The sequence below is a fragment of the Pseudomonas sp. SIMBA_067 genome, from assembly GCF_046534675.1.
GTDB classification, from domain to species: domain Bacteria; phylum Pseudomonadota; class Gammaproteobacteria; order Pseudomonadales; family Pseudomonadaceae; genus Aquipseudomonas; species Aquipseudomonas putida.
Window position 1 is genome coordinate 171,995 of record NZ_JAWRYH010000011.1, and the last position, 25,750, is coordinate 197,744.

At 62.9% G+C, this 25,750-nt stretch carries 22 protein-coding genes; 13 read left to right on the forward strand and 9 right to left on the reverse strand.

The features are described from left to right. The first annotated feature begins 25 nt into the window (after positions 1-25). The gene (locus SB765_RS22470; protein WP_410931971.1) at positions 26-1,435 is read left to right on the forward strand and encodes a PLP-dependent aminotransferase family protein; all 1,410 of its coding nucleotides are present in this window, start codon (positions 26-28) and stop codon (positions 1,433-1,435) included. Here SB765_RS22470 and panB read toward each other — a convergent pair. The 3 genes from panB to SB765_RS22485 form a co-directional block, all read right to left on the reverse strand. Beyond that, positions 1,423-2,238: a 3-methyl-2-oxobutanoate hydroxymethyltransferase gene (gene panB / locus SB765_RS22475; RefSeq protein ID WP_341798101.1), complete on the reverse strand. Its 816-nt coding sequence runs from the start codon at positions 2,236-2,238 to the stop codon at positions 1,423-1,425. The two genes, SB765_RS22470 and panB, sit on opposite strands and share 13 nt — an antisense overlap. 233 nt (positions 2,239-2,471) lie before the next feature. Beyond that, positions 2,472-3,299, reverse strand: a complete 828-nt coding sequence (gene phnX / locus SB765_RS22480) for a phosphonoacetaldehyde hydrolase (protein ID WP_410931972.1) — start codon at positions 3,297-3,299, stop codon at positions 2,472-2,474. Between the two features lie 34 nt (positions 3,300-3,333). Further along, entirely contained in the window at positions 3,334-4,440 is a 1,107-nt protein-coding gene (locus tag SB765_RS22485) for a 2-aminoethylphosphonate--pyruvate transaminase (protein WP_410912083.1), read from the reverse strand. Positions 4,441-4,552: 112 nt separating this feature from the next. Here SB765_RS22485 and SB765_RS22490 point away from each other — a divergent pair, with 112 nt between their 5' ends. The 12 genes from SB765_RS22490 to SB765_RS22545 all read left to right on the forward strand — a co-directional run bounded on the left by SB765_RS22490 (position 4,553) and on the right by SB765_RS22545 (position 19,599). Beyond that, a complete protein-coding gene (locus tag SB765_RS22490; protein WP_410912081.1) occupies positions 4,553-5,416 on the forward strand; it encodes a LysR substrate-binding domain-containing protein in 864 nt (287 codons plus the stop codon). A gap of 57 nt (positions 5,417-5,473) precedes the next feature. Further along, positions 5,474-6,508: an AraC family transcriptional regulator gene (locus SB765_RS22495; RefSeq protein ID WP_410931973.1), complete on the forward strand. Its 1,035-nt coding sequence runs from the start codon at positions 5,474-5,476 to the stop codon at positions 6,506-6,508. A gap of 157 nt (positions 6,509-6,665) precedes the next feature. Further along, positions 6,666-11,156: an NEL-type E3 ubiquitin ligase domain-containing protein gene (locus SB765_RS22500; RefSeq protein WP_410931974.1), complete on the forward strand. Its 4,491-nt coding sequence runs from the start codon at positions 6,666-6,668 to the stop codon at positions 11,154-11,156. A gap of 124 nt (positions 11,157-11,280) precedes the next feature. Next, the gene (locus SB765_RS22505) at positions 11,281-12,927 is read left to right on the forward strand and encodes an AMP-binding protein (RefSeq protein WP_341798107.1); all 1,647 of its coding nucleotides are present in this window, start codon (positions 11,281-11,283) and stop codon (positions 12,925-12,927) included. A 13-nt stretch (positions 12,928-12,940) separates the two neighbouring features. After that, a complete protein-coding gene (locus SB765_RS22510; protein WP_341798108.1) occupies positions 12,941-13,708 on the forward strand; it encodes an SDR family NAD(P)-dependent oxidoreductase in 768 nt (255 codons plus the stop codon). A gap of 11 nt (positions 13,709-13,719) precedes the next feature. Next, a complete protein-coding gene (locus SB765_RS22515; protein WP_341798109.1) occupies positions 13,720-14,913 on the forward strand; it encodes an acetyl-CoA C-acyltransferase in 1,194 nt (397 codons plus the stop codon). Positions 14,914-14,921: 8 nt separating this feature from the next. Then, complete coding sequence (locus tag SB765_RS22520) at positions 14,922-16,049, forward strand: acyl-CoA dehydrogenase (RefSeq protein ID WP_410931975.1); 1,128 nt, start codon at positions 14,922-14,924, stop codon at positions 16,047-16,049. Between the two features lie 13 nt (positions 16,050-16,062). Beyond that, positions 16,063-16,836 carry an enoyl-CoA hydratase gene (locus tag SB765_RS22525; protein WP_341798111.1) on the forward strand — a complete coding sequence of 258 codons (774 nt, stop codon included), beginning with the start codon at positions 16,063-16,065 and terminating at the stop codon, positions 16,834-16,836. Positions 16,837-17,796: 960 nt separating this feature from the next. Next, positions 17,797-18,201, forward strand: a complete 405-nt coding sequence (locus SB765_RS22530; RefSeq protein ID WP_341798113.1) for a TraR/DksA family transcriptional regulator — start codon at positions 17,797-17,799, stop codon at positions 18,199-18,201. A 178-nt stretch (positions 18,202-18,379) separates the two neighbouring features. Then, positions 18,380-18,574 (forward strand): hypothetical protein, encoded by a 195-nt coding sequence (locus SB765_RS22535; protein ID WP_049276091.1) that lies wholly within the window; start codon positions 18,380-18,382, stop codon positions 18,572-18,574. Between the two features lie 345 nt (positions 18,575-18,919). Beyond that, positions 18,920-19,390: a hypothetical protein gene (locus SB765_RS22540; RefSeq protein ID WP_016500631.1), complete on the forward strand. Its 471-nt coding sequence runs from the start codon at positions 18,920-18,922 to the stop codon at positions 19,388-19,390. Further along, the gene (locus tag SB765_RS22545; RefSeq protein WP_174371662.1) at positions 19,387-19,599 is read left to right on the forward strand and encodes a hypothetical protein; all 213 of its coding nucleotides are present in this window, start codon (positions 19,387-19,389) and stop codon (positions 19,597-19,599) included. The genes SB765_RS22540 and SB765_RS22545 overlap by 4 nt, the downstream gene beginning before the upstream one ends. Positions 19,600-19,611: 12 nt before the next feature. Here SB765_RS22545 and SB765_RS22550 read toward each other — a convergent pair whose 3' ends face one another. From SB765_RS22550 to SB765_RS22575, 6 genes are read right to left on the reverse strand one after another with little or no spacing between them, the layout of a single operon-like run. Then, positions 19,612-19,977: a Na+/H+ antiporter subunit G gene (locus tag SB765_RS22550; RefSeq protein ID WP_016500629.1), complete on the reverse strand. Its 366-nt coding sequence runs from the start codon at positions 19,975-19,977 to the stop codon at positions 19,612-19,614. Then, the gene (locus tag SB765_RS22555; RefSeq protein ID WP_003250109.1) at positions 19,974-20,252 is read right to left on the reverse strand and encodes a K+/H+ antiporter subunit F; all 279 of its coding nucleotides are present in this window, start codon (positions 20,250-20,252) and stop codon (positions 19,974-19,976) included. The genes SB765_RS22550 and SB765_RS22555 overlap by 4 nt, the downstream gene beginning before the upstream one ends. Then, a complete protein-coding gene (locus SB765_RS22560; protein ID WP_016500628.1) occupies positions 20,249-20,737 on the reverse strand; it encodes a Na+/H+ antiporter subunit E in 489 nt (162 codons plus the stop codon). The genes SB765_RS22555 and SB765_RS22560 overlap by 4 nt, the downstream gene beginning before the upstream one ends. Further along, positions 20,734-22,413: a monovalent cation/H+ antiporter subunit D gene (locus SB765_RS22565; protein ID WP_410912674.1), complete on the reverse strand. Its 1,680-nt coding sequence runs from the start codon at positions 22,411-22,413 to the stop codon at positions 20,734-20,736. The genes SB765_RS22560 and SB765_RS22565 overlap by 4 nt, the downstream gene beginning before the upstream one ends. Further along, positions 22,410-22,754 (reverse strand): Na+/H+ antiporter subunit C, encoded by a 345-nt coding sequence (locus tag SB765_RS22570; RefSeq protein ID WP_003250128.1) that lies wholly within the window; start codon positions 22,752-22,754, stop codon positions 22,410-22,412. Before SB765_RS22570 ends, SB765_RS22565 begins: the two co-directional genes overlap by 4 nt. Next, positions 22,754-25,669 (reverse strand): monovalent cation/H+ antiporter subunit A, encoded by a 2,916-nt coding sequence (locus SB765_RS22575; protein ID WP_341798115.1) that lies wholly within the window; start codon positions 25,667-25,669, stop codon positions 22,754-22,756. Before SB765_RS22575 ends, SB765_RS22570 begins: the two co-directional genes overlap by 1 nt. Positions 25,670-25,750: the final 81 nt, after the last annotated feature.

A 25,750-nucleotide genomic window follows, 5' to 3' on the forward strand; every position in this document is an offset into this window, starting at 1 on the left:
GTTCAATGCCGTCACAGTCGCCGCCATGGACAACAGCCAGATCGACAAGCCCAGCTACACCTACCAGGCGGTCTACCGCTACTTGCTCGACAGGATCGAGGCAGCGCCCTGCGATGTGGAGCAGCGCTTGCCGTCGCTGCGCGAGTTGGCCCAGCGCCTGAGTGTTTCGGTATCCAGTACCAAGTACGCCTATGCGCTGCTGGAAGACGAAGGGCGGGTGTATGCGCGCCCCAAGCAGGGCTACTTCAGCCGAACCCGCGCGCCCGCCATGCGTGGCCATCACTCACCGAGCCTGCTCGACACGGTGTTCGCCAGTGCCCGTCAGCCGGGTATGCTGGCCCTGGGCAGTGATGCGCCGGCCATGTTGCTGTCGCTGCAACAGCCGCTGATGATGATCGAGCGCGAACTGGCGCGCCAATACCCGCACTCGTTGGCACCGTTGTTCCAGCCGTTCGGTGAGCCTGAGTTGCGCAGCGTGCTGGCCGACCGCTACACCCGCTCGGCGCAGCATTACTGGAGCGCCGATCAGGTGTTTATCGGCGCGGACCTGCGCAGCATCCTCGAATTGTCGTTACGCGCCCTCGACCTGGAGGGCCAGGTGGCGCTGGTGGAGTCGCCCTGCAACTGGGCGGTGCTAAGGCAGTTGCAGGGTGCACGCATGACCATCATCGAAGTGCCATTGGGTGATGACGGGCGTTTCGATCTGCAGCAGTTCCACCGACTGATGTGCGATCAGCCTGTGCGCCTGGCAGTGCTGTCGTCAGCGGCCAACGTGCCGCAAGGTGGCTTGATGCCCGCAGCGGACAAGCAGCAGATTTGTCACTGGCTGGCTGAGCACGCTGTGTGGTTGTTCGAGAACGATGGCTACGGCGAGTTGTGTTTCCACGCGTCAGCGCCGCGCTACCGGGACTTCGCCGACCCTGACCGGCTGCTGGTGTTTTCGACCTTGGACAAGCTGATCGGCGCAGAGGCGCCCTTTGGCTACCTGCTTTGCCGGCAGCATAACGAGCGGTTGCAGCAGCTGTTTCTCGAACGTGCTTTTCGCTTGTCACCGATTCGCCAAAAGGCCATCGCCAAGCTGTTCACCTCGCGCCGGGTCGAGCTGCATGTCAAGCGCTTGCGGCCCATGCTGCGCCAACGCCTGCAGCAGATGAAGGCGCTACTGGACGTCTACGGCCAGGGCTGCCTGCGCATCACCGAGCCCCAAGGCGGGGCCAGCCTGTGGTTGCAGGCGACCCGGCCAGTGGATATGGGCCGGGTCTTCGAGCGGTTGCTGGCGCAGCGCATCGTCATCGCCCCCGGGGAGCTCTTCAGCCAGTGTGGCCTATGGCGCAGCCACCTGCGGCTGTGCTGCACAGTGGACTGGAGCAAGAATATTGCCTCCGCGCTGCAATGCCTTGTCGAGGCGATTCAGGCCGAAGCTCAAACCCCGTAGCAGTGGTGCAAGCCAGGGAACGCCCCGTCGCGCACTTCGTCTGCATAGCGCGTGCAGGCCTCGCGGATCACCTGGCCGACGTCGGCATACTGCTTGACGAAGCGTGGCACGTGGTCACCCCCCAGCCCCAGCAGGTCTTCGGTGACCAGCACCTGGCCATCGCACGCGGGTGAGGCGCCAATGCCAATGGTCGGTTTATCGCTGGCCTGGGTGATGGCGTGGGCCACGGGCTCCGCCACGCCTTCGAGCAGCAGGCTGAAAGCACCCGCGTGCAGGTTCGCCTGCGCATCGGCGCGCAGGGCTGCAGCGCTGTCAGGGGTCAGCCCCTGAGCCTTGTAGCCGCCCATGGCATTGACGAACTGCGGCATCAAGCCGATGTGCGCCATGATCGGAATACCCCGTGCGACCAGGAATTCGACGGTGCTCGCCAACGCCTGGTTGGCCTCCAGCTTGAGCGCATCGCAGCCGGTGCGGGCCAATACCTGGGCGCAGTTGCGAAAGGCTTGTTCGTGGGATTCCTGGTAGCTGCCAAACGGCATGTCGGCGACCACGCAGGCCAGACGGGTGCTGTCGACCACGGCGCGGGTGTGGGCGATGGTCTCGTCCAGGCGCATGCCCAGGGTGGACGGGCGGCCGTAGCCGACCATGGCCGTGGAATCGCCGACCAGGATGAAGTCGACCAGCGGGTCGATCACCCGGGCAATGGAGCTTGAGTAGGCGGTGAGCGAAACGATCTTTTGCCGGCCTTTCATGGCTACCAGTTGCGGGACGGTAAGGCGGCTGGTGCGGGTGTGTGTGCTCATTGGGGGCTGGGCATCTCAGGACAGGGATGGCCCATTTTTGGGAACTTGCAGCGGCAACTCAATGTACAGATCCAGGCTGAAAAGCGACCCAGGTTACCTTCTCGATTCGGCCGGCTTAGCAGCCTTTTGTGGGAGCGGCCCCTCGGATTCAGCCAAAAAAGGTCTGGATCGCTGGGGCTGCTGCGCAGCCCGATCGCGACACAAGGCCGCTCCCACAGAGAAGGTGCATGGCTTCAGAAGGCTTGTGGCATCTCGCCTTTGGCCAGGCGTCGGTTGATGTCGGCAATCACTTCGGGCAGTTCGTTGATGGTGTCGATCAGGTAGTGCGGGCGCGAGCCGGCGAACAGCGCATGGATGCGCTGACGCTCGCTTTCCAGCTGCTCGGCGCTCAGCGCCCGGAAGCCTTCCCAGGTCAGCCCCAGCGCGTTGCCCGAGCACACCAGTGCCACGGTCCACATGCCGGCACGGCGGCCTTCGAGAATGCCAGGCACGGTGTCGTCGACCTTCACGCAGGCCGCCACATCGTCAATACCCAGTGCAATCACGTTGGCCAGGGCCTGGGCTGGCCATGGTCGGCCGTTAGGGGTTTCGTCGGTGGCCACCACGTGGTCGGCCACGTAGCCGTTCTGCGCCGCCAGTTCCACCACCTTGTCCATCACTACCTTCGGATACCCCGAGCACGAGCCGATTTTCAGGCCGTCCTGGCGCAGCCGGGTAAGGGTGTCCAGCGCACCGGGGATCAGTGCCGAGTGCACGGCGATCTTCTCTATCTGCAGCGGCATGAAGCGGTTGTAGATGGCGGTGACGTCGTCGTCGGTCGGCGTGCGGCCGAACACCTTGCGGTAGCGTTCGGCAATTTCCGGCACGTCGCACAGGGTGCGGATGTGGTCCCATTTGCCCATGCCCATCGGGCCACGGGCTTCCTCGATGGACACTTGCACGTCGAACTCGGCAAAGGCCTCGACAAAGATCTGGGTGGGGGCGAAAGAGCCGAAGTCGACCACGGTGCCGGCCCAGTCGAGGATGGCGGCTTGCAGCTGGGTGGGGTTGCTGTAGTTCATGTGCGCTAATTCCTGAATTCGGGTGGGCAAAGGGTCAGATGTCCAGCACTTCCATTTCCCGCAGCACTTCGGCCACGGCATTCACGGCGGCCTGCATGCCATCGGCACCGACCACGCCAATGCAGCCGACGCGGAAGGTTTCGACCTGGGTCAGCTTGCCCGGGTAGAGGATGAAGCCCTTGGCCTTGACCCGCTCGTAAAAGTCCTTGAACTGGTAGCGAGGGTCGTCTGGTGCGTGGAAGGTGACGATGATCGGCGCCTGGATATCGGCTGGCAGGAAGCTGCGCAGGCCGATGGCGGCCATGCCGTCGAGCAGGGTCTTGCAGTTGTCGGCATAGCGTTGGTGGCGTGCAGGCAGGCCGCCTTCTTCGTTGTATTGCTGCAGTGCTTCGTGCAGGGCCGCGACCACATGGGTGGGCGGGGTGAAGCGCCACTGGCCGGTCTTGGCCATGTAGGTGTGCTGGTCGTACAGGTCCATGGCCAGCGAGTGGGCATTGCCCTCGGCGGCAGCCAGGGCGGTTTTTTCGGCGAAGACGAAGCCCATGCCGGGTACGCCTTCCAGGCACTTGCCGGAGGCGGCGATCAGCGCTTCGAAGGGAATTTCGCGGGCATCGATCGGCAGCGCGCCGAACGAGCTCATGGCATCGATGATCAGGCGCTTGCCGTGGCGTTTGATCACCTGGGCGATTTCGGGCAGCGGGTTGAGGATGCCGGTGCTGGTTTCGCAGTGGATCAGTGCCACGTGGGTCACGGCCGGGTCGGCAGCCAGCAGCCTGTCGACATCAGCGGCAGTGGTGGGCTGGTCTTCGGCGGTTTCGAAGGTGCTGTAGGTGCGGCCCAGCACTTTGCAGATCTTTGCCAGGCGCTGGCCATAAGCGCCATTGATCAGCACCAGGACCTTGCCGTCGCGTGGCACCAGGGTGCCGATGGCCGCTTCCACGGCAAAGGTGCCGCTGCCTTGCAGGGGCACGCAGTGGTGGCTGGCGCTGCCGTCGATGATCGCCAGCAGTTGCTCGCAGACGCTGGCAGTCAGCTGGTTGAAGTCACGGTCCCAGGAGCCCCAGTCCACCAGCATGGCTTGGCGGGTGCGGATTGATGTGGTCAGGGGACCGGGGGTCAGCAAGATAGGGGCGTTGCTCATTCCGTTTTTCCTCACAAGCGGTGGAGTGAAACTACGGGGCCTAGGTTGCAATTCGGGCTGTCATCAATCAAATTGTTTGTTGTTATCCCAGCTATAAGTCAGGCCGATAAATATGAACCTGTTCCAGCTACGTGCCTTCGACGCGGTGGCCCGAGAGGGCAGTTTTACGCGTGCTGCCGAGCGCCTGTTCATCAGCCAGCCGGCGGTGACCGGGCACGTCAAGGCACTGGAGGAGCACTACCAGATCACCTTGCTGCGGCGCACCGCACGGCGTGTGGAGTTGACCGAAGAAGGCATCCGCCTGGCGGCCATCACCCGCGCCATGTTTGGCCTGGCCGAAGAAGCGCAGGCCATGCTTGAAGCCAATCGCCAGTTGCTGACCGGGCGCCTGGAGGTGGCAGCCGATGGCCCGCACCGGGTGATGCCGATGCTGGCGCTGTTGCGCGAGCGCTACCCGGGCATCACCGTCAACCTGCGCCTGGGCAATGCCCAGGAAACCCTGGCTGCGTTGCTTAGCGAGCATGCCGACGTGGCTGTGCTGACCGAGATCGAGCCGCGCAAGGGGCTGCATTTGCAAAGTCTTTGTGAGTCTCGCCTGTGTGCCTTGTTGCCGGCGGGGCATGCCTGGGCGAACGATGGGGAAGACTTGCCGTTGGCCGAGTTGCACCAGCAGATCATGGTGCTGCGCGAACCCAGCTCCACCACCCGGCGTACCTTCGACAAGGCCTGTATCAAAGCGGGTGTGCAACCGCGTGTATTACTGGAGCTGGACAGCCGTGAGGCGGTGACCGAGGCGGTGGCCTCGGAGTTGGGTATTGGCGTTGTTTCATCCACTGAAGTGGCCCATGACCCACGGGTGGTCGCACGACCATTATCTGGCGAGGGCCTGATCAACCAACACTTGATTGGTTGTCTGGAGCGTCGTCGAGAATTGCGCCTTATCCAGGCATTCCTGGGGCTGGCGGCGGGGCTGTGATGGCTGTTTTCAGCGTGGCAGCCTAAGATGGCCGGCAACCAGCCGACAGGACCGTCGATGAGCGACAAAGATACCATTTCGATGCAACTGGTGCGCGAAGCGCTGTTGCAGACCTGCCCCGCCGGTGAGCCCGATAGCGGCTTGCTGGCCCGGGCAGGCATTGCCGTTGAACAATTGCACCTGCCAGAGGCGCGGGTCAGTGCCGAGGCCTATGCTCGACTGTGGCGCTTGCTGGCACGGCGCTGCAACGACGAGTTCTTCGCGATGGATCCGCGCGGCCTGCGCAGCGGCAGCCTGGCGTTCATGTGCCGTGCCAGCATGGGTCAGCCGACCTTGGGCGCCGGCCTGGAAACCGCGCTGGCGTTCCTGTCGCTGATGCTCGAAGACATGCAACCCAGCCTGGTGCGCCAGGAAGGCCTGGCTGAGATTGTCATCAACGAACCGCGTGACGAACCGCGCCGCGCATTCACCTATTTCACGTTCTGGATGATCGTGCATGGGGTGGCCTGCTGGCTGGCCGGGCGGCGCATCCCTATCCTGGCCATTGACCTGCGCTGTGCCGAGCCGCCGTTCTGTGACGACTATCGGGTGATGTTTTCGGAAAACCTCTGCTTTGAGCGCCCGCGTACGCGCATGATCATCGCGGCTGATTGCCTGGAACTGCCGCTAAAGCGCAGCGAAGAGGAGTTGCAGCGGTTTCTCGCCGGTGCGCCGGATAATATCCTGGTGAAATACCGTGACCCCGCCAGCCTGGCGCGGCGCATCCGTGATCAGTTGCGGCGCATGGACCCGGCCGGCTTGCCGGATGCCGAAGCCGTGGCTGGCGGGTTGTGCATCTCTCTTTCAACCTTGCGCCGGCGCCTGGTGGAGGAGGGGCAAACCTACCAAGGGCTCAAGGACAGCGTACGCCGCGAGCAGGCCATTGCCTGGTTGTCCGACCCCGCCGTGGGCCTTGGCGAGATCGCCGAGCGGTTGGGCTTTGCCGACAGCAGTTCGTTCTACAAGGCTTTTCGCAAGTGGTTCGGTTGCAATCCGGGGCATTACCGAAGCCTGGTACTGGGGCGACAAGCGTCCGCACAGGAAAAGCCTTGATACGGGATGAAGCTGCGCTGAAAAACGCCTCGCCAGCCCTTCCTCTCGAGGCGGTTCATGCAGACCCTGGGGCCGGTGGCTGAGGTTCCCCCTGATGACGGCGCGTATCAGCTGACAGAGTGGGTGTTCCCCATGTCAACAAAGATCGCCCCCAATCATGGCCAACCCCCCCGAAACCCCTACTGCCCAGACCCCAACGCGCGCCAGCGCAACCGATGCCTTCATCGGCAAGCTGCTGCCCGAATGGTTACGTGCAGCGACCCCGCAACAAATCAAACGCCTGCGCAACCTGTTCAAGGAACACAAGGCCGGGCAGGACAACGTACGCGCAGCCACTCGGGGGCTTGTCCCGCTGCAAACCTTCGCCCTGGACAAGCTTGGCACGTTGCTCAAGGGCCGGCTGCCCGCGGGCAGCAAACTGAACGAGCTTGAATGGCTTGAACCTGAGGGCGGGGTGGTTAGCGACGGCTTTCTCGGTTTTTCCCTGGGGACGATCGAGGTGCGCCAATCCGCGCTGCTGCGTCTCATGCAGAACTTTCCCAGCGGCGCCACGCCGCTACGCGGTGAGTTTGTCGTCAACGGCGGGCGCAAGGTGCTCTATCGCGTCGACGATGCCTTTGTCAAAGCGTGCAGGGACCTGGACACTGGCAGGTTGTATCAAACCCTGATTGATCAAACCTTCAACGCTCAAACGTGCAAGCTGCTTGTCGCGGAGAAGCGGGCGGGGCTCCGGCTGGCTGCTGAGCTGGCAGTGATCCAGGGTGAACTGAACGAGCAGGTGTGTGAGGCGCTGGCCGAGGTGGCGGATGCCAAGCAAAGTGAGGGCCTGCACCTGCAAGGTTACCCAGGGTTGTTGACCATGCTCGGCAAGCCTGTGGCAGATGCCCTGGTGATCCCGTTGCGTGACGCCGCTGGCGAGGCAAGTGGCTGGGTCCTCTATCTTCCCAGCGACCCGTCGCAGGCCCTGCATCACTTCCTCACGCTGGGTCAGATGCATCAGGCCATGGTCAAGCGGCTGAATGCACCTGAATACCAGAGTTACTTTATCCAGTTGATTGCGCTTGAGGACCGTCAGGACTTCGTCCAGCTGCTTCAGACACGTCTCAAAGACCCAGAGCCTGACCTGCAGATGGATGGCACGACTGGCCAGGGTGACGTGTTCGTACGGCTGGTCGAGCAGCAAGTAAAACGGATAAAAAGCGACGCCAGCTTGCTATTGGTGCCGCTGGCACAAGCTGATGCGCGGGCGGCCAAACAGCGCCAGGCAAGCTGGAAGTCGCTGGGCTGGGACGTGGCCAATCTGGCCGGCATGTTTGTCCCTGTGGTGGGTGAGTTGTTGCTGGGGCGAATGCTGGTACAAACCGTTTCCGAGGTCTACGAGGGTGTGACGGACTGGGCGTACGGCCACCAGCATGAAGCGCTGGAGCACCTGCTTGGTGTGGCTGAGACCTTGGCCCAGGTTGCGGTGACGGGTGCGGTGATCGGCGCCACCGGCCATTTCATACGCAGCCGCTTTGTCGATGGCCTTGAGCCGGTGAGGCTGGACAATGGCCAGCAAAGGTTATGGTCCAGCGACTTCACGGTCTACGAGTCGACGCCCGATGAACGCACCCTGGCAGATGATGGCTTGTATGGCAGCGGTACACGCCGCTGGATGCGCAGTGGTGATCGCTACCATGAGGTTCATCGCCCGCAGGCGGAGGGGCCGTGGCGGCTGCGTCATCCACGCGGTGATGAAACCTTTGGACCGGTCGTGGAATTCAATGGAGAGCGCAGTTGGCATGTACGGTCGGCGCGCCCGCAGACTTGGGATGACAGCGCCCGCATGCTCGATACGTTGTGGCCGTTCCAGGCACTGCTGAGCACCGAACATGCACAGCAGATCGTACACATGGCGGGCATGAACAAGGACATACTCCGCGGCCTGATAATTGAGAACCGCCCGCTGCCGGTTACCCTGCGCGAGACCTTGCGGCGTTTCGATGCCAACACCCGTATCGAGGCGTTCTTCACATCGCTTGGCGATGCATCGGTGGTGGGGGGGGATGCCGAGATCCAGGCGTGGTGCCTGGCCCGGCCTGGAATGACGGGCTTGGATCCGGCCGCCCTCAAAGCCGCTTTACTGCAGCAGCAACCCCAGCTGGAGGGGCCTCTGCTGCAGCATCTGACCCGGGTCAGGCTGCCGGATGACCCCGTAGCCAGGTTGGTCAAGCGTGACTTCCCCCACTTGCCTGACGCCTATGTCGCAGAGGTCGTGGCCGAAGCCGATAACGCCCAGGCCAAGCTTTCCAGGCTCGGCAGGCTGTCTGTGAAGATGGCGACCAAGGCGCGCTTCTTGTCGCAGGTGGCGCGGCTGGACCGGGCAGTGCAGGGCGTGTTTCTAAGCAGTGCTTACACAGACGAGGCCGGGGAACTGGTGATCAACCTGCTGTCGAGGCTGCCCAACTGGCCTTCGCAGCTCGGAGTGGAGTTACGCGACGGCTCGCCCTACGGTCGTTTGCTGACCCGGTTGTCGGCCATGTCGACCGAAGGTGAAACCGTGTCAATGGTCCATGTCCACGGGCGTTTTCGCTTGTTCGATGGGCAGGGCTACGAACATTCCGCGGAAGTCGCCGAACCAGGCACGATCTTTCAGGCCCTTGCCGCTCTGTTGACGCCCGAACAGCTTGGCCGAATGGGGTTGCCCGCTGAGCAGCCTGCCGCGCTATTGCGTGCCAAGCTCCAGGCCTTGGTGCCCGACACGCGCACCGCCCGCCTGCACCTGCTCGGATGGCGTGAGCAAGCCCCGTGGTTCAACCCGGGCCAGCGTTTGACCAATGGCAGGGTCGGCTATCTGCTGAGCGGCCGCGGCGAAGCCGGTACCGGCCTGCTGCAGCTGTTGCGCGCCCGCCTGGGGGTACTGTACCGAGGGCTCGGTGACGTCGAGCTCGAGCAAGAGGCTGTACGGCTGCAAGGCTTCGGTGATCAGGCATTCCAGCACCTGCTTGATCTGGAGGATAGCTACAACCGATTGGATCGGGCACTCAACCAATGGTATGGCAGCGAATTGAACGAGGCCCGCCAAACGTGCCGAAAGGTTGTCGCTGACAGCATTCGCAGGGCTTGGCGTTACCAGGGCGAACAGGTTTACGACAGCGAAGGAAACACCATTGGGCAGCGCCTCAGGCTGGAGGGGCCAAGCATCACGACACTCCCGTCATTGCCGTTGTCGGTGGACTTCCCACGCCTCGTTTCATTAGTCATCAACGACACCGCGGTCACCGTTGTACCGGTGGACTTCCTCCACGGCCTTACGGCCCTGACCGAGGTGAACCTCGTCGGTAACCAGCTATCTGCAGTACCGATAGGTATCGCCTACCTTATCGAACTGCGCACCTTACGCCTGGCGCGTAACAACATTCATTTGAACATTAGCTCCATCAGCGCAATCAACCGCCTCCCACGGCTGGAAGCGGTAGACCTGAGTTACAACCCATTGGGGCAATATCCTGTGCCCTACAACCAGCTGTCTCATTTGCGTGAGCTGGATTTGCAGCATTGCCGGCTGGGCGTCTGGCCGAGTGGCCTCGAACACTGCAGCTCGCTTGAAAAAGTGAACCTGAGTGGTAATCACCTGAAGGTAATACCGGAAGTTGTCCTGAGGATGCCGCAGTACTTTCGACACATATTCGTGGTGATGGGCAACCCCCTGAGCACGTATGACGTGCAGCGCCTGTATGCCTTCGATGTCATTCTGGAAGAGGGTGTAATGCCTTCGCCGTCGTTGAAAGGGCTGCAACGGGCACGTTCGCTTTGGGTGGGTGGTAGCGAGGCCAGCACTTTGGAGGCGCGAGGGCGGCAGTGGGATGAATTGGCAGGCATGCCTGACAGCGTCGGTTTGTTTGCGCTGGTTGAGCAGTTGGAACGCACTACCGACTATGTCAACGCCAGCGAGAACTTGCGGGGCAACCTGTGGACGCTGTTGGATGCCTTGTGCAGCAATACGGCTTTGCGTTTGGAAGTGTTCGCCGAGTTGCGCCCCCCGTTCGGCTCGATCAACCGCGTCGTTCGCCGCTTCAGCGATTTGCTAAAGCAGGCAGCGATTGCCCAGGCTGAAAACAACACCTCACCTGATCGCGGTAATCAATTGCTCAATCTTGGGCGGGGGTTGTTCCGCCTGGAGCAAGTCGAACGACGTGCCACTGCCGAAACAGCCCGACGCGCAGCCCAGGGGCAGTTTGTTGACGACGATACCATCGACACGATCAACCTGTATTTCCGAGTCAAGCTGCACGAGGTACTGCAGTTGCCCTTCCAGCCGCAGACCATGGATGCCAGCGAAACGGCGGGGGTTAGCGATGCAGCGATTGCGCAGGCGTTGCGTCAAGTCAAGGATGCTGAAACATTGCTCAACGTCTCGCGTAGTCTTGCACAGCGGGAGTTCTGGCAGCGTTACCTGCGCGAACGGAGCAGCGAGTACTTCACCAACCTGGAGCGTGTCTATTGGGACCGCGTACAGCTTTTAGAGCAGCAACGTGCTGAACTTACTCCCGCTGAAGTCACCCAGCGCCTTGACGACCTGGTCATCGAACGCGACCAGGACGAGCGAGCCCTGTTGGTGCGCCTGACTCACCAACTGTTATATAGCAAGGAGCGCGGCCAGGCCTGAGGCCGACAGCGGCCAAACCGGTCATCCAGATTGACAACTTTGGCCATTGCCGCCGCGGTTGAGCGGCGCGAACATCATCGGACTTATGGTTCAACTCCAAAAACAATAAACCAGGAGTCCGACGATGCGTGATTACGCCGAGGCCGCTCGAGCGTTCGACCCTGCCCAGGCCGCTAGCGCGGCGCTGCATGGCCACCTCGAAGCCCTCAATGCCTGTGTCGAATGCTGTGACCGCCATGCCGGTGACGGCAAGCTGGCGCTGATCCACGAAGACCGCGATGGCAACAGCGCACGCTACAGTTTCGATCAGCTCAAGGCACAGGCGGCCCGCTTTGCCAATGTGCTCAAGGCGCAGGGCGTGGGTGCAGGGGACCGGGTGGCGGGCCTGATGCCGCGTACTCCCGAGTTGCTGGTCACCATTCTCGCCACCTGGCGTCTCGGTGCGGTCTACCAGCCGCTGTTCACCGCGTTCGGCCCCAAGGCCATCGAACACCGCCTTGAACAGTCCCACGCCCGCGTTATCGTCACCGACAGCCACAACCGTGCCAAGCTGGACGAGGTGCAGGCCTGCCCATCGATCATCACGGTCAAGGCCCGCAGTGGCGAGCTGGATTTTCAGCAATGCCTGGATGCTGCCTCACCGGTATGTGAACCGGTCATGCGCTCGGGCAACGACCCGTTTCTGCTGATGTTCACCTCCGGCACCACCGGCCCGGCGAAACCCCTGGAAGTGCCATTGCGTGCCATTGTCGCGTTCCAGGGTTACATGCGTGATGCCATCGACCTGCGCCCCGAGGACAACTTTTGGAACCTGGCCGACCCGGGCTGGGCCTACGGCCTGTATTACGCCGTCACCGGCCCATTGTCGCTGGGCCATGCCACCACCTTCTACGATGGCCCGTTCAGCGTTGAAAGCTGTGCCCAGGTAATCGACAAGCTGGGTATCACGAACCTGGCTGGCTCGCCCACGGCGTATCGCTTGTTGATTGCCGCGGGCAAAGCGTTTTCGGCACCGATCAAAGGTCGCCTGCGCGTGGTCAGCAGTGCCGGAGAACCGCTCAACCCGGAGGTGATCCGCTGGTTCGCCGAGGAACTGGACGTGACCATTCACGACCACTACGGCCAGACCGAGTTGGGCATGGTGCTGTGCAATCATCATGGCCTGTTGCATCCGGTGCACCTGGGCTCGGCAGGCTTCGCCATCCCCGGCCATCGCATCGTGGTGCTGGATGCCCAAGGTAACGAACTGCCAGCTGGCCAGCCAGGCATCCTCGCGGTTGACCGCGAGCAGTCGCCCTTGTGCTGGTTCGCCGGCTACCACGGCCAGGCGACCAAGGCCTTCGTCGGTAAGTATTACCTAAGCGGCGACACGGTGGAGCTGAACCAGGACGGCAGCATCAGTTTCGTTGGCCGCAGCGACGACGTTATCACTACCTCCGGTTACCGAGTCGGCCCGTTCGATGTGGAAAGTGCATTGATCGAGCACCCGGCGGTGATCGAGGCAGCGGTGGTTGGCAAGCCGGACCCCGAGCGTACTGAGCTGATCAAGGCCTTCGTGGTTTTGGCCAACGGCCATGTGGGCAGCGTCGAGCTGGAAGAAACCTTGCGCCAGCACGTGCGCCAGCGCCTCTACGCGCATGCCTACCCCAGGGAAATCGAATTCGTCAGCGAGCTGCCCAAGACCCCGAGCGGCAAGCTGCAACGCTTCATCCTGCGCAACCAGGAAGTCGCCAAACAACAAGCGCAACAGGCCACCCCTGCCAGCGTCTGAAAGGAAACCGATCATGCACATAGCCAATAAACACTTCATCGTCAGCGGCGCCGCCTCCGGGTTGGGTGCTGCCACTGCGCAGATGCTGGTCGAGGCCGGCGCCAAGGTAATGCTGGTCGACCTCAATGCCCAGGCCGTCGAGGCCAAGGCCCGTGAGCTGGGTGACAACGCCCGCTTCGCCGTGGCTGACATCAGCGACGAGCTGGCCGCCCAGGCGGCCGTTGATGCAGCCGTCAGCGCCTTTGGCAGCTTGCAAGGGCTGGTCAATTGCGCCGGCATCGTGGGTGCCGAGAAAGTGCTGGGCAAGCAAGGTCCGCATGGCCTGGCCAGCTTCGCCAAGGTTATCAACGTCAACCTGGTCGGCAGCTTCAATTTGCTGCGCCTGGCCGCTGCAGCCATGGCTGAAGGGGCTGCCGATGAGGCCGGCGAGCGTGGCGTGATCATCAACACCGCCTCCATCGCTGCCTATGACGGCCAGATCGGCCAGGCTGCCTACGCTGCCTCCAAGGGCGCGATTGCCAGCCTTACCTTGCCGGCCGCGCGCGAACTGGCACGCTTCGGCATCCGCGTGATGACCATCGCCCCGGGCATCTTCGAAACGCCGATGATGGCTGGCATGACCGAGGAAGTGCGTGCTTCGCTGGCTGCCGGCGTGCCGTTCCCGCCACGCCTGGGGCGCCCGCAGGAATACGCTGCGCTGGCCCGTCACATCATCGAGAACAGCATGCTCAACGGCGAGGTGATCCGCCTCGACGGTGCACTGCGCATGGCTGCCAAGTAAGGAGAGCGAACATGACCCTCGCCAATGATCCGATTGTTATCGTCAGCGCCGTGCGCACGCCCATGGGCGGCCTGCAGGGCGACCTGAAAAGCCTGACCGCGCCACAACTGGGCAGTGCGGCCATTCGTGGTGCGGTGGAACGTGCCGGCATCGATGCTGCCAGTGTCGAGCAAGTGCTGTTCGGCTGCGTGCTGCCGGCTGGCCTGGGCCAGGCGCCGGCACGCCAGGCGGCACTGGGGGCTGGGCTGGACAAGCACACCACCTGCACCACCCTGAACAAGATGTGTGGCTCGGGCATGCAGGCCGCGATCATGGCCCATGACCTGCTGCTGGCCGGCACCGCAGACGTGGTGGTGGCGGGGGGCATGGAAAGCATGACCAACGCCCCGTACTTGCTGGACAAGGCCCGTGGCGGCTACCGCATGGGCCACGGCAAGATCATCGACCACATGTTCATGGACGGCCTGGAAGACGCCTATGACAAAGGCCGCCTGATGGGCACCTTTGCCGAAGACTGCGCCCAGGCCAATGCTTTCAGCCGCGAAGCGCAGGACCAGTTCGCTATCACCTCGCTTACCCGTGCCCAGGACGCGATCAGCAGCGGCCGTTTTGCCGCCGAGATCGTGCCGGTGGAAGTCACCGAGGGCAAGGAAAAGCGCGTTATCAAAGATGACGAGCAGCCGCCCAAGGCGCGCCTGGACAAGATTCCGCAGCTCAAGCCCGCCTTCCGTGAAGGTGGCACGGTGACCGCAGCCAACTCCAGCTCGATTTCCGACGGCGCTGCGGCGCTGGTACTGATGCGTCGCTCCGAAGCCGACAAGCGGGGCCTTGATGCACTGGCAGTCATCCACGGTCACGCGGCCTTCGCCGACACCCCGGCGCTGTTCCCGACCGCGCCGATCGGCGCCATCGACAAGCTGATGAAACGCACCGGCTGGAGCCTGGCCGACGTCGACCTGTTCGAGATCAACGAGGCCTTTGCCGTGGTCACCCTGGCGGCCATGAAACACCTTGACCTGCCCCACGACAAGGTCAACATCCACGGCGGCGCCTGCGCCCTTGGCCACCCGATCGGCGCTTCGGGCGCACGCATCCTGGTGACCCTGCTCTCGGCCCTTCGCCAGAACAACCTGCGCCGCGGCGTGGCGGCCATCTGCATTGGCGGCGGCGAGGCCACGGCCATGGCCGTCGAATGCCTGTACTGAGGTGAACCATGCTGGTAACTGACGAGCAACAACAGATAGCCGATGCGGTACGCGCCTTTGCCCAGGAACGCCTGAAACCATTTGCCGAGCAGTGGGACAAGGAACACCGCTTCCCCAAGGAGGCCATCGATAAGATGGCGGGGCTGGGACTGTTCGGCATGCTGGTCCCGGAACAGTGGGGCGGCAGCGACACCGGTTACGTGGCTTACGCCATGGCCCTGGAAGAAATCGCCGCTGGCGATGGTGCCTGCTCGACCATCATGAGCGTGCACAACTCGGTAGGCTGTGTACCCATCCTGCGTTTTGGCACCGAGCAGCAGAAGGCGCAGTTCCTTACCCCCCTGGCAAATGGCGCGATGCTGGGTGCCTTTGCACTCACCGAACCGCAGGCTGGCTCCGATGCCAGCAGCCTGAAGGCCCGAGCGCGCCTGGACGGTGACCACTATGTGCTCAATGGCAGCAAGCAGTTCATCACCTCCGGGCAGAACGCCGGGGTAGTGATCGTGTTTGCCGTGACTGATCCCGAGGCCGGCAAGCGCGGGATCAGCGCCTTTATCGTGCCCACTGATTCGCCGGGCTACCAGGTAGCGCGGGTGGAGGACAAGCTCGGCCAGCACGCGTCGGACACCTGCCAGATCGTCTTCGACAATGTGCGTGTGCCGGTGGCCAACCGCCTGGGCGCAGAAGGCGAGGGCTACAAGATTGCCCTGGCCAACCTTGAAGGCGGGCGCATCGGCATCGCCTCGCAGGCTGTGGGCATGGCCCGTGCGGCGTTCGAAGTGGCGCGGGACTATGCCAATGAGCGGCAAAGCTTTGGCAAGGCGCTGATCGAACACCAGGCCGTGGCCTTCCGCCTGGCCGACATGGCGACGAAAATTGCCGTGGCCCGGCAGATGGTGCTGCACGCCGCCGCACTACGTGACGCCGGGCGCCCGGCGCTGGTGGAAGCGTCCATGGCCAAGCTGTTTGCCTCGGAAATGGCCGAAAAGGTCTGTTCGGATGCCTTGCAGACCCTGGGCGGTTATGGCTATCTGAGTGACTTTCCGCTGGAGCGGATCTACCGCGACGTTCGGGTTTGCCAGATCTACGAAGGCACCAGCGACATTCAGCGCATGGTCATTGCGCGCAATCTTTGAAGGAGCAGACTGCATGGCATTCGAAACCATCCTGTTGGACATTCACGGCAAGGTCGGGCTGATTACCCTCAACCGCCCGCAGGCACTGAATGCGCTGAACGCGCAGATTGTTGGCGAGATCAACCAGGCTCTGGACCAGCTCGAGCGTGACCCGAACATCGGCTGCGTGGTGCTTACGGGTTCGGCCAAGGCCTTTGCCGCTGGCGCCGACATCAAGGAAATGGCCGACCTGCAATACCCGCAGATCTACGTCGATGACCTGTTCAGCGACGCTGACCGCATTGCCAACCGGCGTAAGCCGATCATTGCTGCGGTATCCGGCTTCGCCTTGGGCGGCGGCTGCGAGTTGGCGATGATGTGTGACTTTATCCTTGCCGCGGACAACGCCAAGTTCGGTCAACCTGAAATCAACCTTGGCGTGCTGCCGGGCATGGGCGGCACCCAGCGGCTCACCCGCGCGGTGGGCAAGGCCAAGGCCATGGAACTGTGCCTGACTGGCCGCCTGATGGGTGCCGAAGAGGCCGAGCGTGCGGGCCTGGTGGCGCGCATTGTGCCGCAGGCGGAGTTGGTGGAAGAGGCGCTGAAAGTGGCGGCGACCATTGCCAGCAAGTCGATTCCGGTGAGCATGATGGTCAAGGAGAGCGTCAATCGCGCGTTCGAAGTTACCCTTAGCGAGGGCGTGCGCTTTGAGCGTCGGGTGTTCCATGCGGCGTTCTCTACCGAAGACCAGAAAGAAGGCATGGCCGCATTCATCGCCAAGCGCGAGGCGCAGTTCAAGAATCGCTGATCAGACTCGGTTCGTGCCGTTGCCGTTGCCGTTGCCGTTGTTTTTGCTTTTGCTTTTAAGCGCGCGGTAGTTCAGGCGACGCAGATTGCGACTTCAGGAGGCCGAGCGCAGGGCTTGCGAAGGGAGGTGACGGGCATGGATGCCCGTCAAGCGCTGGGCCCCAGGATGGGGCCTGCAGCGCGGTCCTCCCGGGAGCAACCCTGGAGCGAGGGGACCCCGGAGCGTAGCGCAGGGGCCGGATGATGGGAGCGGACGGCTTTGGTTACTTTGGCCAAGATGTAGAGACCAAAGTAACCCGCCGGAAGGGCGGAAAGGTGACTCAGCGCCACCTGCGCGAATGGATGTCTGCACTGTGTTAAGGCCCACCCCCAAACATCAAGGGCTTCTGCGGCGGTTTTGAAACGGAGAACAGTCCGTTTGCGATGGCGACGCTAACTCACCTTTTCGCCCTTACGGCGAGTCACTTTTTGTCAAACGCGACAAAAAGTAACCAAAAAACGCTGCGCTCCCATCATCCGGCCCCTGCGCTGCGCTCCGGGGTTCCCTCACTCCGGCCTCGCTCCCGGGAGGACCGCGCTGCAGGCCCCATCCTGGGGCCCAGCGCTTGACGGGCATCCATGCCCGTCACCTCCCTTCGCAAGGCCTGTGTTCGGCCTCCTGAAGTCGCGAAGATCAAGATCAAGATCAAGATCAAGATCAAGATCAAAAGCCGGCGATATGGCCGCAGCCAGAAATACTGTTCACTACTGGCTATGCAGCAGAGCTGGGGTGCCGACCGGCGGATTGTAAGCACGGGAAGCAAATTTGCACCCGATTGCAGTTGCTCCACGCGACGTGGCGCCTTAGACTGCCGCCCCCTGAGAAAGAGTGCCGGTTGGCGCTTGAAAATTTCCGCTGCCGATGCCAAGGCGTCGGCGGCACCCGAATCGCCCCAATGCACATTTTTTCATAGAGAAATCGATGACCAAGGAACAGTTGCTGGCCATGTCGGCCGATGACTACATGAACGCTGACCAGCTGGCTTTCTTCACTGGCCTGCTGCAGTCGATGAAAGTCGAAACCCATGAACGCATCGAGCTCAGCCGTGCCACCATCGAAGGCCTGGACACTCCGTCGGACCCTGCCGATGTGGCGTCGGTCGAAGAAGAGCGTAGCTGGCTGGTCAATGCCATCGAGCGCGACCAGCGCCTGCTGCCTCAGCTGGAAATGGCGCTGGACCGTATCTCCGACGAGAGCTTCGGCTGGTGCGATGACAGCGGTGAGCCAATTGGCCTGAAGCGCCTGCTGATCAGCCCGACCACCAAGTACTGCATCGAAGCGCAAGAGCGCCACGAGCAGCTCGACCGCCACCAGCGCCAGGTATAAACCCGCGCGCGGTGCCAAGCCCCACGGAGCAATCCCTGGGGCTTTTTGTGTTTTTTGCTGATACCGGTTTTGTTGTCCCGAACGTAACAGTGCTGTACCGCGAAGCGCTGTTTTCTCCCGGCGGGCAGGCGTATCATAACGCTATCGTTAGGGTGCTAACTAAGTGCCGGAGGGCATGATGAATAGCCGGGTCGATGTAGCTGTGATGATAGGTTCGGGTGTGCCAGCCACCTTGCAGGCGCTGGGTAAACGCATCTGTTGGGTGGTGCTGGTCAATGGCGAGCGTCGGGGCACCGCCTTCGCCACGCGTGCAGAGGCACTTGAATGCCAAGCTGCCTGGCAGCAGCAACTGAAGAAAGGCCTGGCCGCCTGAAATTGTTTTTTGCCTCTCGACGGGTTTCGGTGTTTTCGGGCATATTTGTCCTACGGTAATACGCACATGGATGCCAGGGCTTGTCTACTTGCAGGCTCACCCCCATGGTTGCGTTTTCTGGTAAGTGATCTCAGGCATCACGCTTCCCAAGTCGGGAATGAGCCAAACGCCTTCGTTTGAGGGCGAATCTGGCAAACCAGAGTAAAGATTCCTGCACGCTGCATCGTCAGCGGGCACAGACATTTCGCATATCGCTTTATTACTCTTTTCGCCTATCGATAAGAAATGGCCGTGCCTCCCCGAGCTTGGGAGAGGGCGGGTTGTAACCGGTTGAGGATTACTTCATTGGCAGTCAGCACACTTGATACCCATGCGTTGTTCGCCTTAGGCGACTTGCGCGGTAAATTGGCCCAGCTGTTCCAGGGCCGCTTTATCTACGTTACCGAACAAACACCCGAAGGCCTTTACATGGCCGAAATCGACACCGAAGAAGCATTGGTGGTCGATGACAAGCAGCGCCTTGAATTGAAAGTCGGCGATCACTTCCGCGCTGCGGTGTTGCCCAGCCGTGAAGGTGGCAAGCTGGAAATGCGCTTTCGCGAAATCAAACTGAATGTGTATGGCGTGGGCGATTACGCCTTCGTTTCGGTACCCGAAGGTGAGGGCATCGTGTTGCGCGAGGGGCATGGCGTGATGCTGGTTTTCGCCGCGCAACAGCAGGTTCAGGAAGGCTTGGGCAAATTGCTAAAGGCGGTGACCGGCAAGGTTGCCAAATGGCGCAAGGGCGAGTTGACCACCTTCAAGGCCAGTGAATGACCGACAGTGGCGATGCGCCTGTCACGCGTGTCGAGTTTCATCGACAGCACCAGGCAGATGCCGTGGCCGAGGCCGAACGTTTGCTGGCCAGGCGTGGGGAGCTGCAAGGCGCCTGGTTGCACTGGGTGGCGGGTGAGTTGTACCGGCTCGGTCCGCCCCCTTATGCCGCCATGGTACGGCGGGAGCTGCAGCGCCTCAGCCAAGGGTGAGGCGGCGGCCCTTCAGTTGCCCCGGTCGCGGCCGCTGCTGACTTCTTCAGGCACTGGCTCTTTCGACATGCGCTTGCGAAACAACGCCGCCCGGGCCAGCAGCAGCGTGGTCACTGGCACGGTGATCGACAGCAGGATGGGAATCAGCCAAGCGTGCAGTACCGGTGCTTCCTTGAGCCATGAGAAGTAGATGATCGAAGCCAGCGCTACGCACCAGGCGCCAATGGTCGACGCCAGCGCTGGCGGGTGCATGCGCTGGAAGTAATCCTTCAGGCGCACCAGGCCTATCGCTCCGACCAGCGCGAACAGGCTGCCGGTCAGCAGCAGCGCGGCGGTGACCACTTCCAGCCAGAAGGGCAGTACCAGGGTTTCGGTCATTCGATCACCTCACCGCGCAGCAGGAACTTGGCCAGGGCAAACGAGCCGACGAAGCCGAACAGCGCAATTAGCAGGGCACCTTCGAAGTAGGTGTCACTGGCATAACGGATACCCAGCACCAGCATGGTCAGCATGGCCAGGATGTACAGGTAGTCCAGCGCCAGCACCCGGTCCTGGGCGGACGGGCCACGGAACAGCCGGATCAGCGCCAGGCCCATGGCCAAGGCGAAGATGAACAGGCTGGCAAGGACAGCATTGGCGAGCAGGCCTGTCATTGGAATATCTCCATCAGCGGGCGTTCATAGGTGTCCTTGAAGTGCTGGATAAAGGCCGCCTCATCGTCCAGATCGAACACATGCAGCAGCAATACGCTGCGGTCCAGCGCCAGCTCGGACCAGACCGTGCCGGGCACGACCGTAGTGATCATCGACAGTGCCGCCAGCCCATGTGCATCGTGCAGGGCCAACGGAATGTGCACGAACGCCGAGCGTGGTGGTTGCTTGCCAGCACGCAGCACGCCACGGGCAACCAGCAGGTTGGACAGGATCACATCGATGCCTACGCGGCCTATCAGCCGGGCGATGACCATTGGTCGACGCACGTGGGCATGCTGTGGGCGCAGTGGCGCCATCAGCAGTGGCGCCAGCACGCCAAGTGCGGCGCCCAGCAGCAGGTTGCCGGGGCTGACCGAGAGGTTCAGCAGCAGCCACAGGCCGAACAGCGAAACCGATAGCAGCGGGGCGGGGAACAGTCGGTTCATGGCTGCACCTGGATGTCGAGCGAGGTGGGGCCAGGAATCGGCCGGGCGGCCATCACGGCTTCAATGTAGGCATCGGGGGCCTGCAGGCTGGCGGCAGTGTCCTGGGTGTAGCGCAGCAATGGCTCGGCCTTGAGGCTGAGGATGATGCACAGGCCGAGCAGGATGACGATGGGCAGACACTCATAGCGGCGCAGCACCGGCGACGGGCGCTCCTCGGGCTTCCAGAAGCGCTGGATGCCGACGCGGCCGAAGGCGATCAGCGAGGCCATGCCGGACAGTATCAGCAGCGCCACCAAGCCCCAGCCCGCCGCACTCAGCGGCTGCTCGGCCGGCACGCCAAGACCCTGCGGGTTGAACAGTGCGCTGATCAGGTTGAGCTTGCCGACGAAGCCTGACAACGGCGGCATGCCGATGATCAGCAAGGCGCAGGCGATGAAGCTGAGGCCGAGGAAGGCCATGGTCCACGGGATGATCTGGCCGATCACCACCTTCTGCTCGTCGTCGAGGTTGATGCCCTTGGGTGGGTGCAACGACTCCAGCGGTGGCGGCATGGCGTCTTCCTCTTCGTCCAGCGGCACTTCGTTGGCCGAGCGCGAGCGTTCGACCAGTTCGGCGAGCAGGAACAGCGCGCACAGCGCCAGGGTCGAGTTGACCAGGTAGAACAGCGCCGCACCCGTCAGCGCCGATTGGGCAAAGCCGACGGCGCCAAGCAGGGTGCCGGCCGAGACCAGGATGCTGAGCGCCGCCATGCGTTCCAGGCGTTGTGCCGCCAGGATCGACACTGCTGCCACTGCCAGGGTGACCAGGCCACCGTACACCAGCCATTCGCCACCGAAATGCGCCGAGGCCCCAGCCTGCCCGGAGAACAGCAGGGTCCACAGGCGCAGCAGGGCGTACAGGCCGACCTTGGTCATGATGGCGAACAACGCAGCTACCGGTGCGCTGGCCGAGGAGTAGGCGGGCACCAGCCAGAAGTTCAGCGGCCAGATACCGGCCTTGACCAGGAAGGCCATGGCCAGGATTGCCGCACCGGCATGCAGCAGGCCACGGTCGGCCTCCGGTACCAGTGGGATCTTCAGCGCCAGGTCGGCCATGTTCAGGGTGCCGGTTACCCCATACAGCATTGCCGCGCCGATCAGGAACAGCGACGAGGCGAACAGGTTGATGGCGATGTAGTGGAGGCCGGCACGTACCCGTGCACGCCCCGAGCCATGTAGCAGCAAGCCATAGGAAGCTGCCAGCAGCACCTCGAAGAATACGAACAGGTTGAACAGGTCGGCGGTGAGAAAGGCGCCGTACAGGCCCATCAGCTGAATCTGGAACAGCGCATGGAAGCTGGCCCCGGCCCCGTCCCAGCGGGCGCGGGCAAACAACAGGGCGCTAAAGCCGATGATCCCGGTGAGGGTCAGCAGCAGCGCCGACAGGTGGTCCACCACCAGGACGATCCCGAACGGTGCAGGCCAGTTGCCCGGCAGGTAGACGCCGATCGACTCCGCCTGGCCCTGGGTGCGCACCCACAGCAGCAGGCTCACCGCGACGGCCAGGCCGGCGAAGGTCGACAGCAGGTTGAGGCGGGCCTTGATATGCCGGTGTTTTTCCCCCAGCAACAACATCACGGCTGCCGTTAACAGTGGCAGCAGGATGGGCGCGACAATCAGTTGGCTCATGCCATTCATTCGTCACGCTCCCGGCCATCCACGTGGTCGGTGCCGGTCAGGCCGCGCGAGGCCAGCAACACCACCAGGAACAGCGCGGTCATGGCAAAGCTGATGACGATGGCCGTCAGTACCAGGGCCTGGGGCAACGGGTCGGTGTAGTGCAGCAGGTCCTGGGTGACGCCATCCTTGATGATCGGTTCCTTGCCGATGAACAGGCTGCCCATGCTGAAGATGAACAGGTTCACGCCGTACGACAGCAGGCACAGGCCCATGATCACCTGGTAGGTCCGCGGGCGCAGGATCAGCCACACCCCCGAGGCGGCCAGCACGCCGATGGCGACTGCAATGACTTCTTCCATCAGGCGGCTCCTGCTTGGCTGGTTTTCGATGAATTGCCCGGGCGGTAAGCGCGCACCGACTGGTGCGCCAGGGCAGTGAGGATCAGCAGGGTCGAGCCGACCACCACGGTGTACACGCCAACATCGAAGAACAGCGCGCTGGCCACGTGCACATCACCGAGCAACGGCAGGTGCAAGTGGGCGGTATGGGTGGTCAGGAACGGGTAGCCCAGCAGCATGGCACCGACCCCTGTCAGGGTGGCGCACAGCAATCCGGTACCCATCCAGCGCAGTGGGCGCAGGCTCATCTGCGCCTCTACCCACTGGGTGCCAGCCACCATGTACTGCAGGATGAACGCCACCGACATCACCAGGCCGGCGACGAAACCGCCACCTGGCTGGTTGTGGCCACGCATGAACAGGTACATCGACACCAGCAGGGCGATGGGCAGCAGCAGGCGCACCAGCACCGCAGGCACCATCATGAAGCCCAGGGCGGTGTCGGTGGCATGCCGCGGGTTGATCAGGTCGGTGACCACATCAGGCGCGAGCTGGCGTTGTTGCGCCGGCAACTGCATGCTTTCTTTCGGCGGGCGGAAGCGCCGCAGCAGGGCGAACACGGTCAGCGCCACGGCCACCAGCACGGTGATTTCACCGAGGGTATCGAAGCCACGGAAGTCGACCAGCATGACATTCACCACATTGGTGCCGCCGCCTTGGGGCAGCGCCCGGCTCAGGTAGAACGAGGAAATGTCGTTGGGCGTCGGCCGGGTCAGCATGGCGTAAGACAGCACGGCCATGCCGCCACCCACCAGCACTGCCAGTAGCAGGTCGCGCAGGCGACGCATGCGCGCGCGTTCCAGGCTGCCCGGTAGCGGCGATACGCCTTCGATACGCCGTGGCAGCCAGCGCAGGCCCAGCAGGATCAGCACCGTGGTGACCACCTCCACCACCAGCTGGGTCAGGGCCAGGTCGGGAGCGGAGAACCAGACAAAGGTAATGCAGGTCATCAGGCCGCAGACACTGACCATGATCAGTGCCGCGAGGCGGTGGTACTTGGCCTGGTAAGCGGCGCCGATGGCGCAGGCAATGGCGATCAGCCACAGCGCGACGAACACGCCCGAACCCGGAATCTTGGGCCGGTCGCCCCAGCTGAGCCCGCCGTAGAGCATGGGCGTGAGGCCGGCGAGGAAGGCGGCGAGCACCAGCATGAACAGTTGTGACTGAAGGCGGCGGGTGGTGAACAGGCGCTCGACGTGCCGGGCCAGCAACATCAGGTGCACCTGGCCGTGCTCGAACAGGCGTTTGCCATTGAAACGTTCGATCACCGGTGGGTACGGGAAGCGGCCCAGGCGCAGTTGCTTGCGCAGCAGCAGGTACAGCACGATGCCGCCGCTCATGGCCACCAGGCTCATGATCAGCGGCGCGTTCCAGCCATGCCAGATGGCCAGGCTGTACTCTGGCAGGGTACCGCCTACTACCGGAAGGGCTGCGGCGGCCAGCAGCGGGCCGACCGACTGGGCGGGGAAAATGCCCACCACCAGGCAGGTGAGTACCAGCAGTTCGACCGGCGCACGCATCCAGCGTGGTGGTTCGTGCGGGGTGTGGGGCAGGTCCTGCGCAGTGGGGCCGAAGAACACATCTACGGTAAAGCGCAGGGCATAGGCCACGCTGAAGGTACCGGCCAGTGTGGCGATCACCGGCAGCGTTGCTTCGACCCAGGCGGTAGAACTGATGAACACCGTTTCGGCAAAGAACATTTCCTTGGACAGGAAACCGTTCATCAGCGGCACGCCGGCCATGGAGGCGCTGGCCACCATGGCCAGGGTGGCGGTGTAGGGCACCAGGCGGATCAGGCCGCTGAGACGGCGGATGTCACGGGTGCCGCTCTCGTGGTCAATGATGCCGGCGGCCATGAACAGCGAGGCCTTGAAGGTGGCGTGGTTGAGGATGTGGAACACCGCCGCGACCGCGGCCAGCGGGCTGTTCAGGCCCAGCAGCAGGGTAATCAGGCCCAGGTGGCTGATGGTTGAATAGGCCAGCAGGCCTTTGAGGTCGTTCTGGAACATGGCGGCGAAGGCGCCGAGCAGCAGGGTGAGGGCGCCGGCACCGCCGACGATCCAGAACCACTCTTCGCTGCCCGACAGCACCGGCCAGAAGCGCGCCAGCAGGAACACCCCGGCTTTGACCATGGTGGCAGAGTGCAGATAGGCCGATACCGGGGTGGGCGCTGCCATGGCATGGGGCAGCCAGAAGTGGAAGGGGAACTGTGCGCTTTTGCTGAGGGCGCCGATGAGGATCAGGGGCAGCAGCACCGGGTACAGCGCATGCTGGCGGATGGTGTCGCCGGCAGCCAGGACCTTGTCCAGGTCATAGCTGCCGACCACATGGCCGAGCAGCAGGGCACCCACCAGCAGGCACAAGCCACCTGCGCCGGTCACCATGAGCGCCATGTAGGCGCCACGCCGGGCGTCTGCGCGGTGGTGCCAGTAGCCGATCAGCAGGAAGGAGAACAGGCTGGTGAGTTCCCAGAAGAACACCAGCTGGATCAGGTTGCCGGAAATGACCAGGCCGAGCATGGCGCCCATGAAGGCCAGGAAGAAGGCGAAGAAACGCGGCACCGGGTCCTGTGGCGACATGTAGTAGCGCGCATACAGCGACACCAGCGTACCGATGCCCAGCACCAGCAACGAGAACAGCCAGGCAAAGCCGTCCATGCGCAGTACCAGGTTCAACCCCAGGCTGGGCAGCCAGAGGAATTCTTCGCGAATCACGCCCCCGTGGGCAATTTGAGGGTACAGCAGTGCTACCTGGACGGTGCCGACCAGGGCCACGAGCCCGGCGAGAATGGACTCGGCGTTACGTGCGTTGTGCGGCAGCACGGCTGCCAGGCAACTGCCCACGAACGGCAGAAGCAATAGCACTATCAATGACATAGGGGCCTATTCTGGAGAAGTTTGCAAAGATCATACGTGCCGGGGAAGTGATCACCAACACGCAAGCTGTCGCAGAATCCT

Excerpts from the sequence above, each read along its gene's own strand:
- SB765_RS22470 (WP_410931971.1), top strand. The coding sequence starts at position 26 with ATGGACAACAGCCAGATCGACAAGCCCAGCTACACCTACCAGGCGGTC.
- panB (WP_341798101.1), bottom strand. The coding sequence starts at position 2,238 with ATGAGCACACACACCCGCACCAGCCGCCTTACCGTCCCGCAACTGGTA.
- phnX (WP_410931972.1), bottom strand. The coding sequence starts at position 3,299 with ATGAACTACAGCAACCCCACCCAGCTGCAAGCCGCCATCCTCGACTGG.
- SB765_RS22485 (WP_410912083.1), bottom strand. The coding sequence starts at position 4,440 with ATGAGCAACGCCCCTATCTTGCTGACCCCCGGTCCCCTGACCACATCA.
- SB765_RS22490 (WP_410912081.1), top strand. The coding sequence starts at position 4,553 with ATGAACCTGTTCCAGCTACGTGCCTTCGACGCGGTGGCCCGAGAGGGC.
- SB765_RS22495 (WP_410931973.1), top strand. The coding sequence starts at position 5,474 with ATGAGCGACAAAGATACCATTTCGATGCAACTGGTGCGCGAAGCGCTG.
- SB765_RS22500 (WP_410931974.1), top strand. The coding sequence starts at position 6,666 with ATGGCCAACCCCCCCGAAACCCCTACTGCCCAGACCCCAACGCGCGCC.
- SB765_RS22505 (WP_341798107.1), top strand. The coding sequence starts at position 11,281 with ATGCGTGATTACGCCGAGGCCGCTCGAGCGTTCGACCCTGCCCAGGCC.
- SB765_RS22510 (WP_341798108.1), top strand. The coding sequence starts at position 12,941 with ATGCACATAGCCAATAAACACTTCATCGTCAGCGGCGCCGCCTCCGGG.
- SB765_RS22515 (WP_341798109.1), top strand. The coding sequence starts at position 13,720 with ATGACCCTCGCCAATGATCCGATTGTTATCGTCAGCGCCGTGCGCACG.
- SB765_RS22520 (WP_410931975.1), top strand. The coding sequence starts at position 14,922 with ATGCTGGTAACTGACGAGCAACAACAGATAGCCGATGCGGTACGCGCC.
- SB765_RS22525 (WP_341798111.1), top strand. The coding sequence starts at position 16,063 with ATGGCATTCGAAACCATCCTGTTGGACATTCACGGCAAGGTCGGGCTG.
- SB765_RS22530 (WP_341798113.1), top strand. The coding sequence starts at position 17,797 with ATGACCAAGGAACAGTTGCTGGCCATGTCGGCCGATGACTACATGAAC.
- SB765_RS22535 (WP_049276091.1), top strand. The coding sequence starts at position 18,380 with ATGAATAGCCGGGTCGATGTAGCTGTGATGATAGGTTCGGGTGTGCCA.
- SB765_RS22545 (WP_174371662.1), top strand. The coding sequence starts at position 19,387 with ATGACCGACAGTGGCGATGCGCCTGTCACGCGTGTCGAGTTTCATCGA.
- SB765_RS22550 (WP_016500629.1), bottom strand. The coding sequence starts at position 19,977 with ATGACCGAAACCCTGGTACTGCCCTTCTGGCTGGAAGTGGTCACCGCC.
- SB765_RS22555 (WP_003250109.1), bottom strand. The coding sequence starts at position 20,252 with ATGACAGGCCTGCTCGCCAATGCTGTCCTTGCCAGCCTGTTCATCTTC.
- SB765_RS22560 (WP_016500628.1), bottom strand. The coding sequence starts at position 20,737 with ATGAACCGACTGTTCCCCGCCCCGCTGCTATCGGTTTCGCTGTTCGGC.
- SB765_RS22565 (WP_410912674.1), bottom strand. The coding sequence starts at position 22,413 with ATGAATGGCATGAGCCAACTGATTGTCGCGCCCATCCTGCTGCCACTG.
- SB765_RS22570 (WP_003250128.1), bottom strand. The coding sequence starts at position 22,754 with ATGGAAGAAGTCATTGCAGTCGCCATCGGCGTGCTGGCCGCCTCGGGG.
- SB765_RS22575 (WP_341798115.1), bottom strand. The coding sequence starts at position 25,669 with ATGTCATTGATAGTGCTATTGCTTCTGCCGTTCGTGGGCAGTTGCCTG.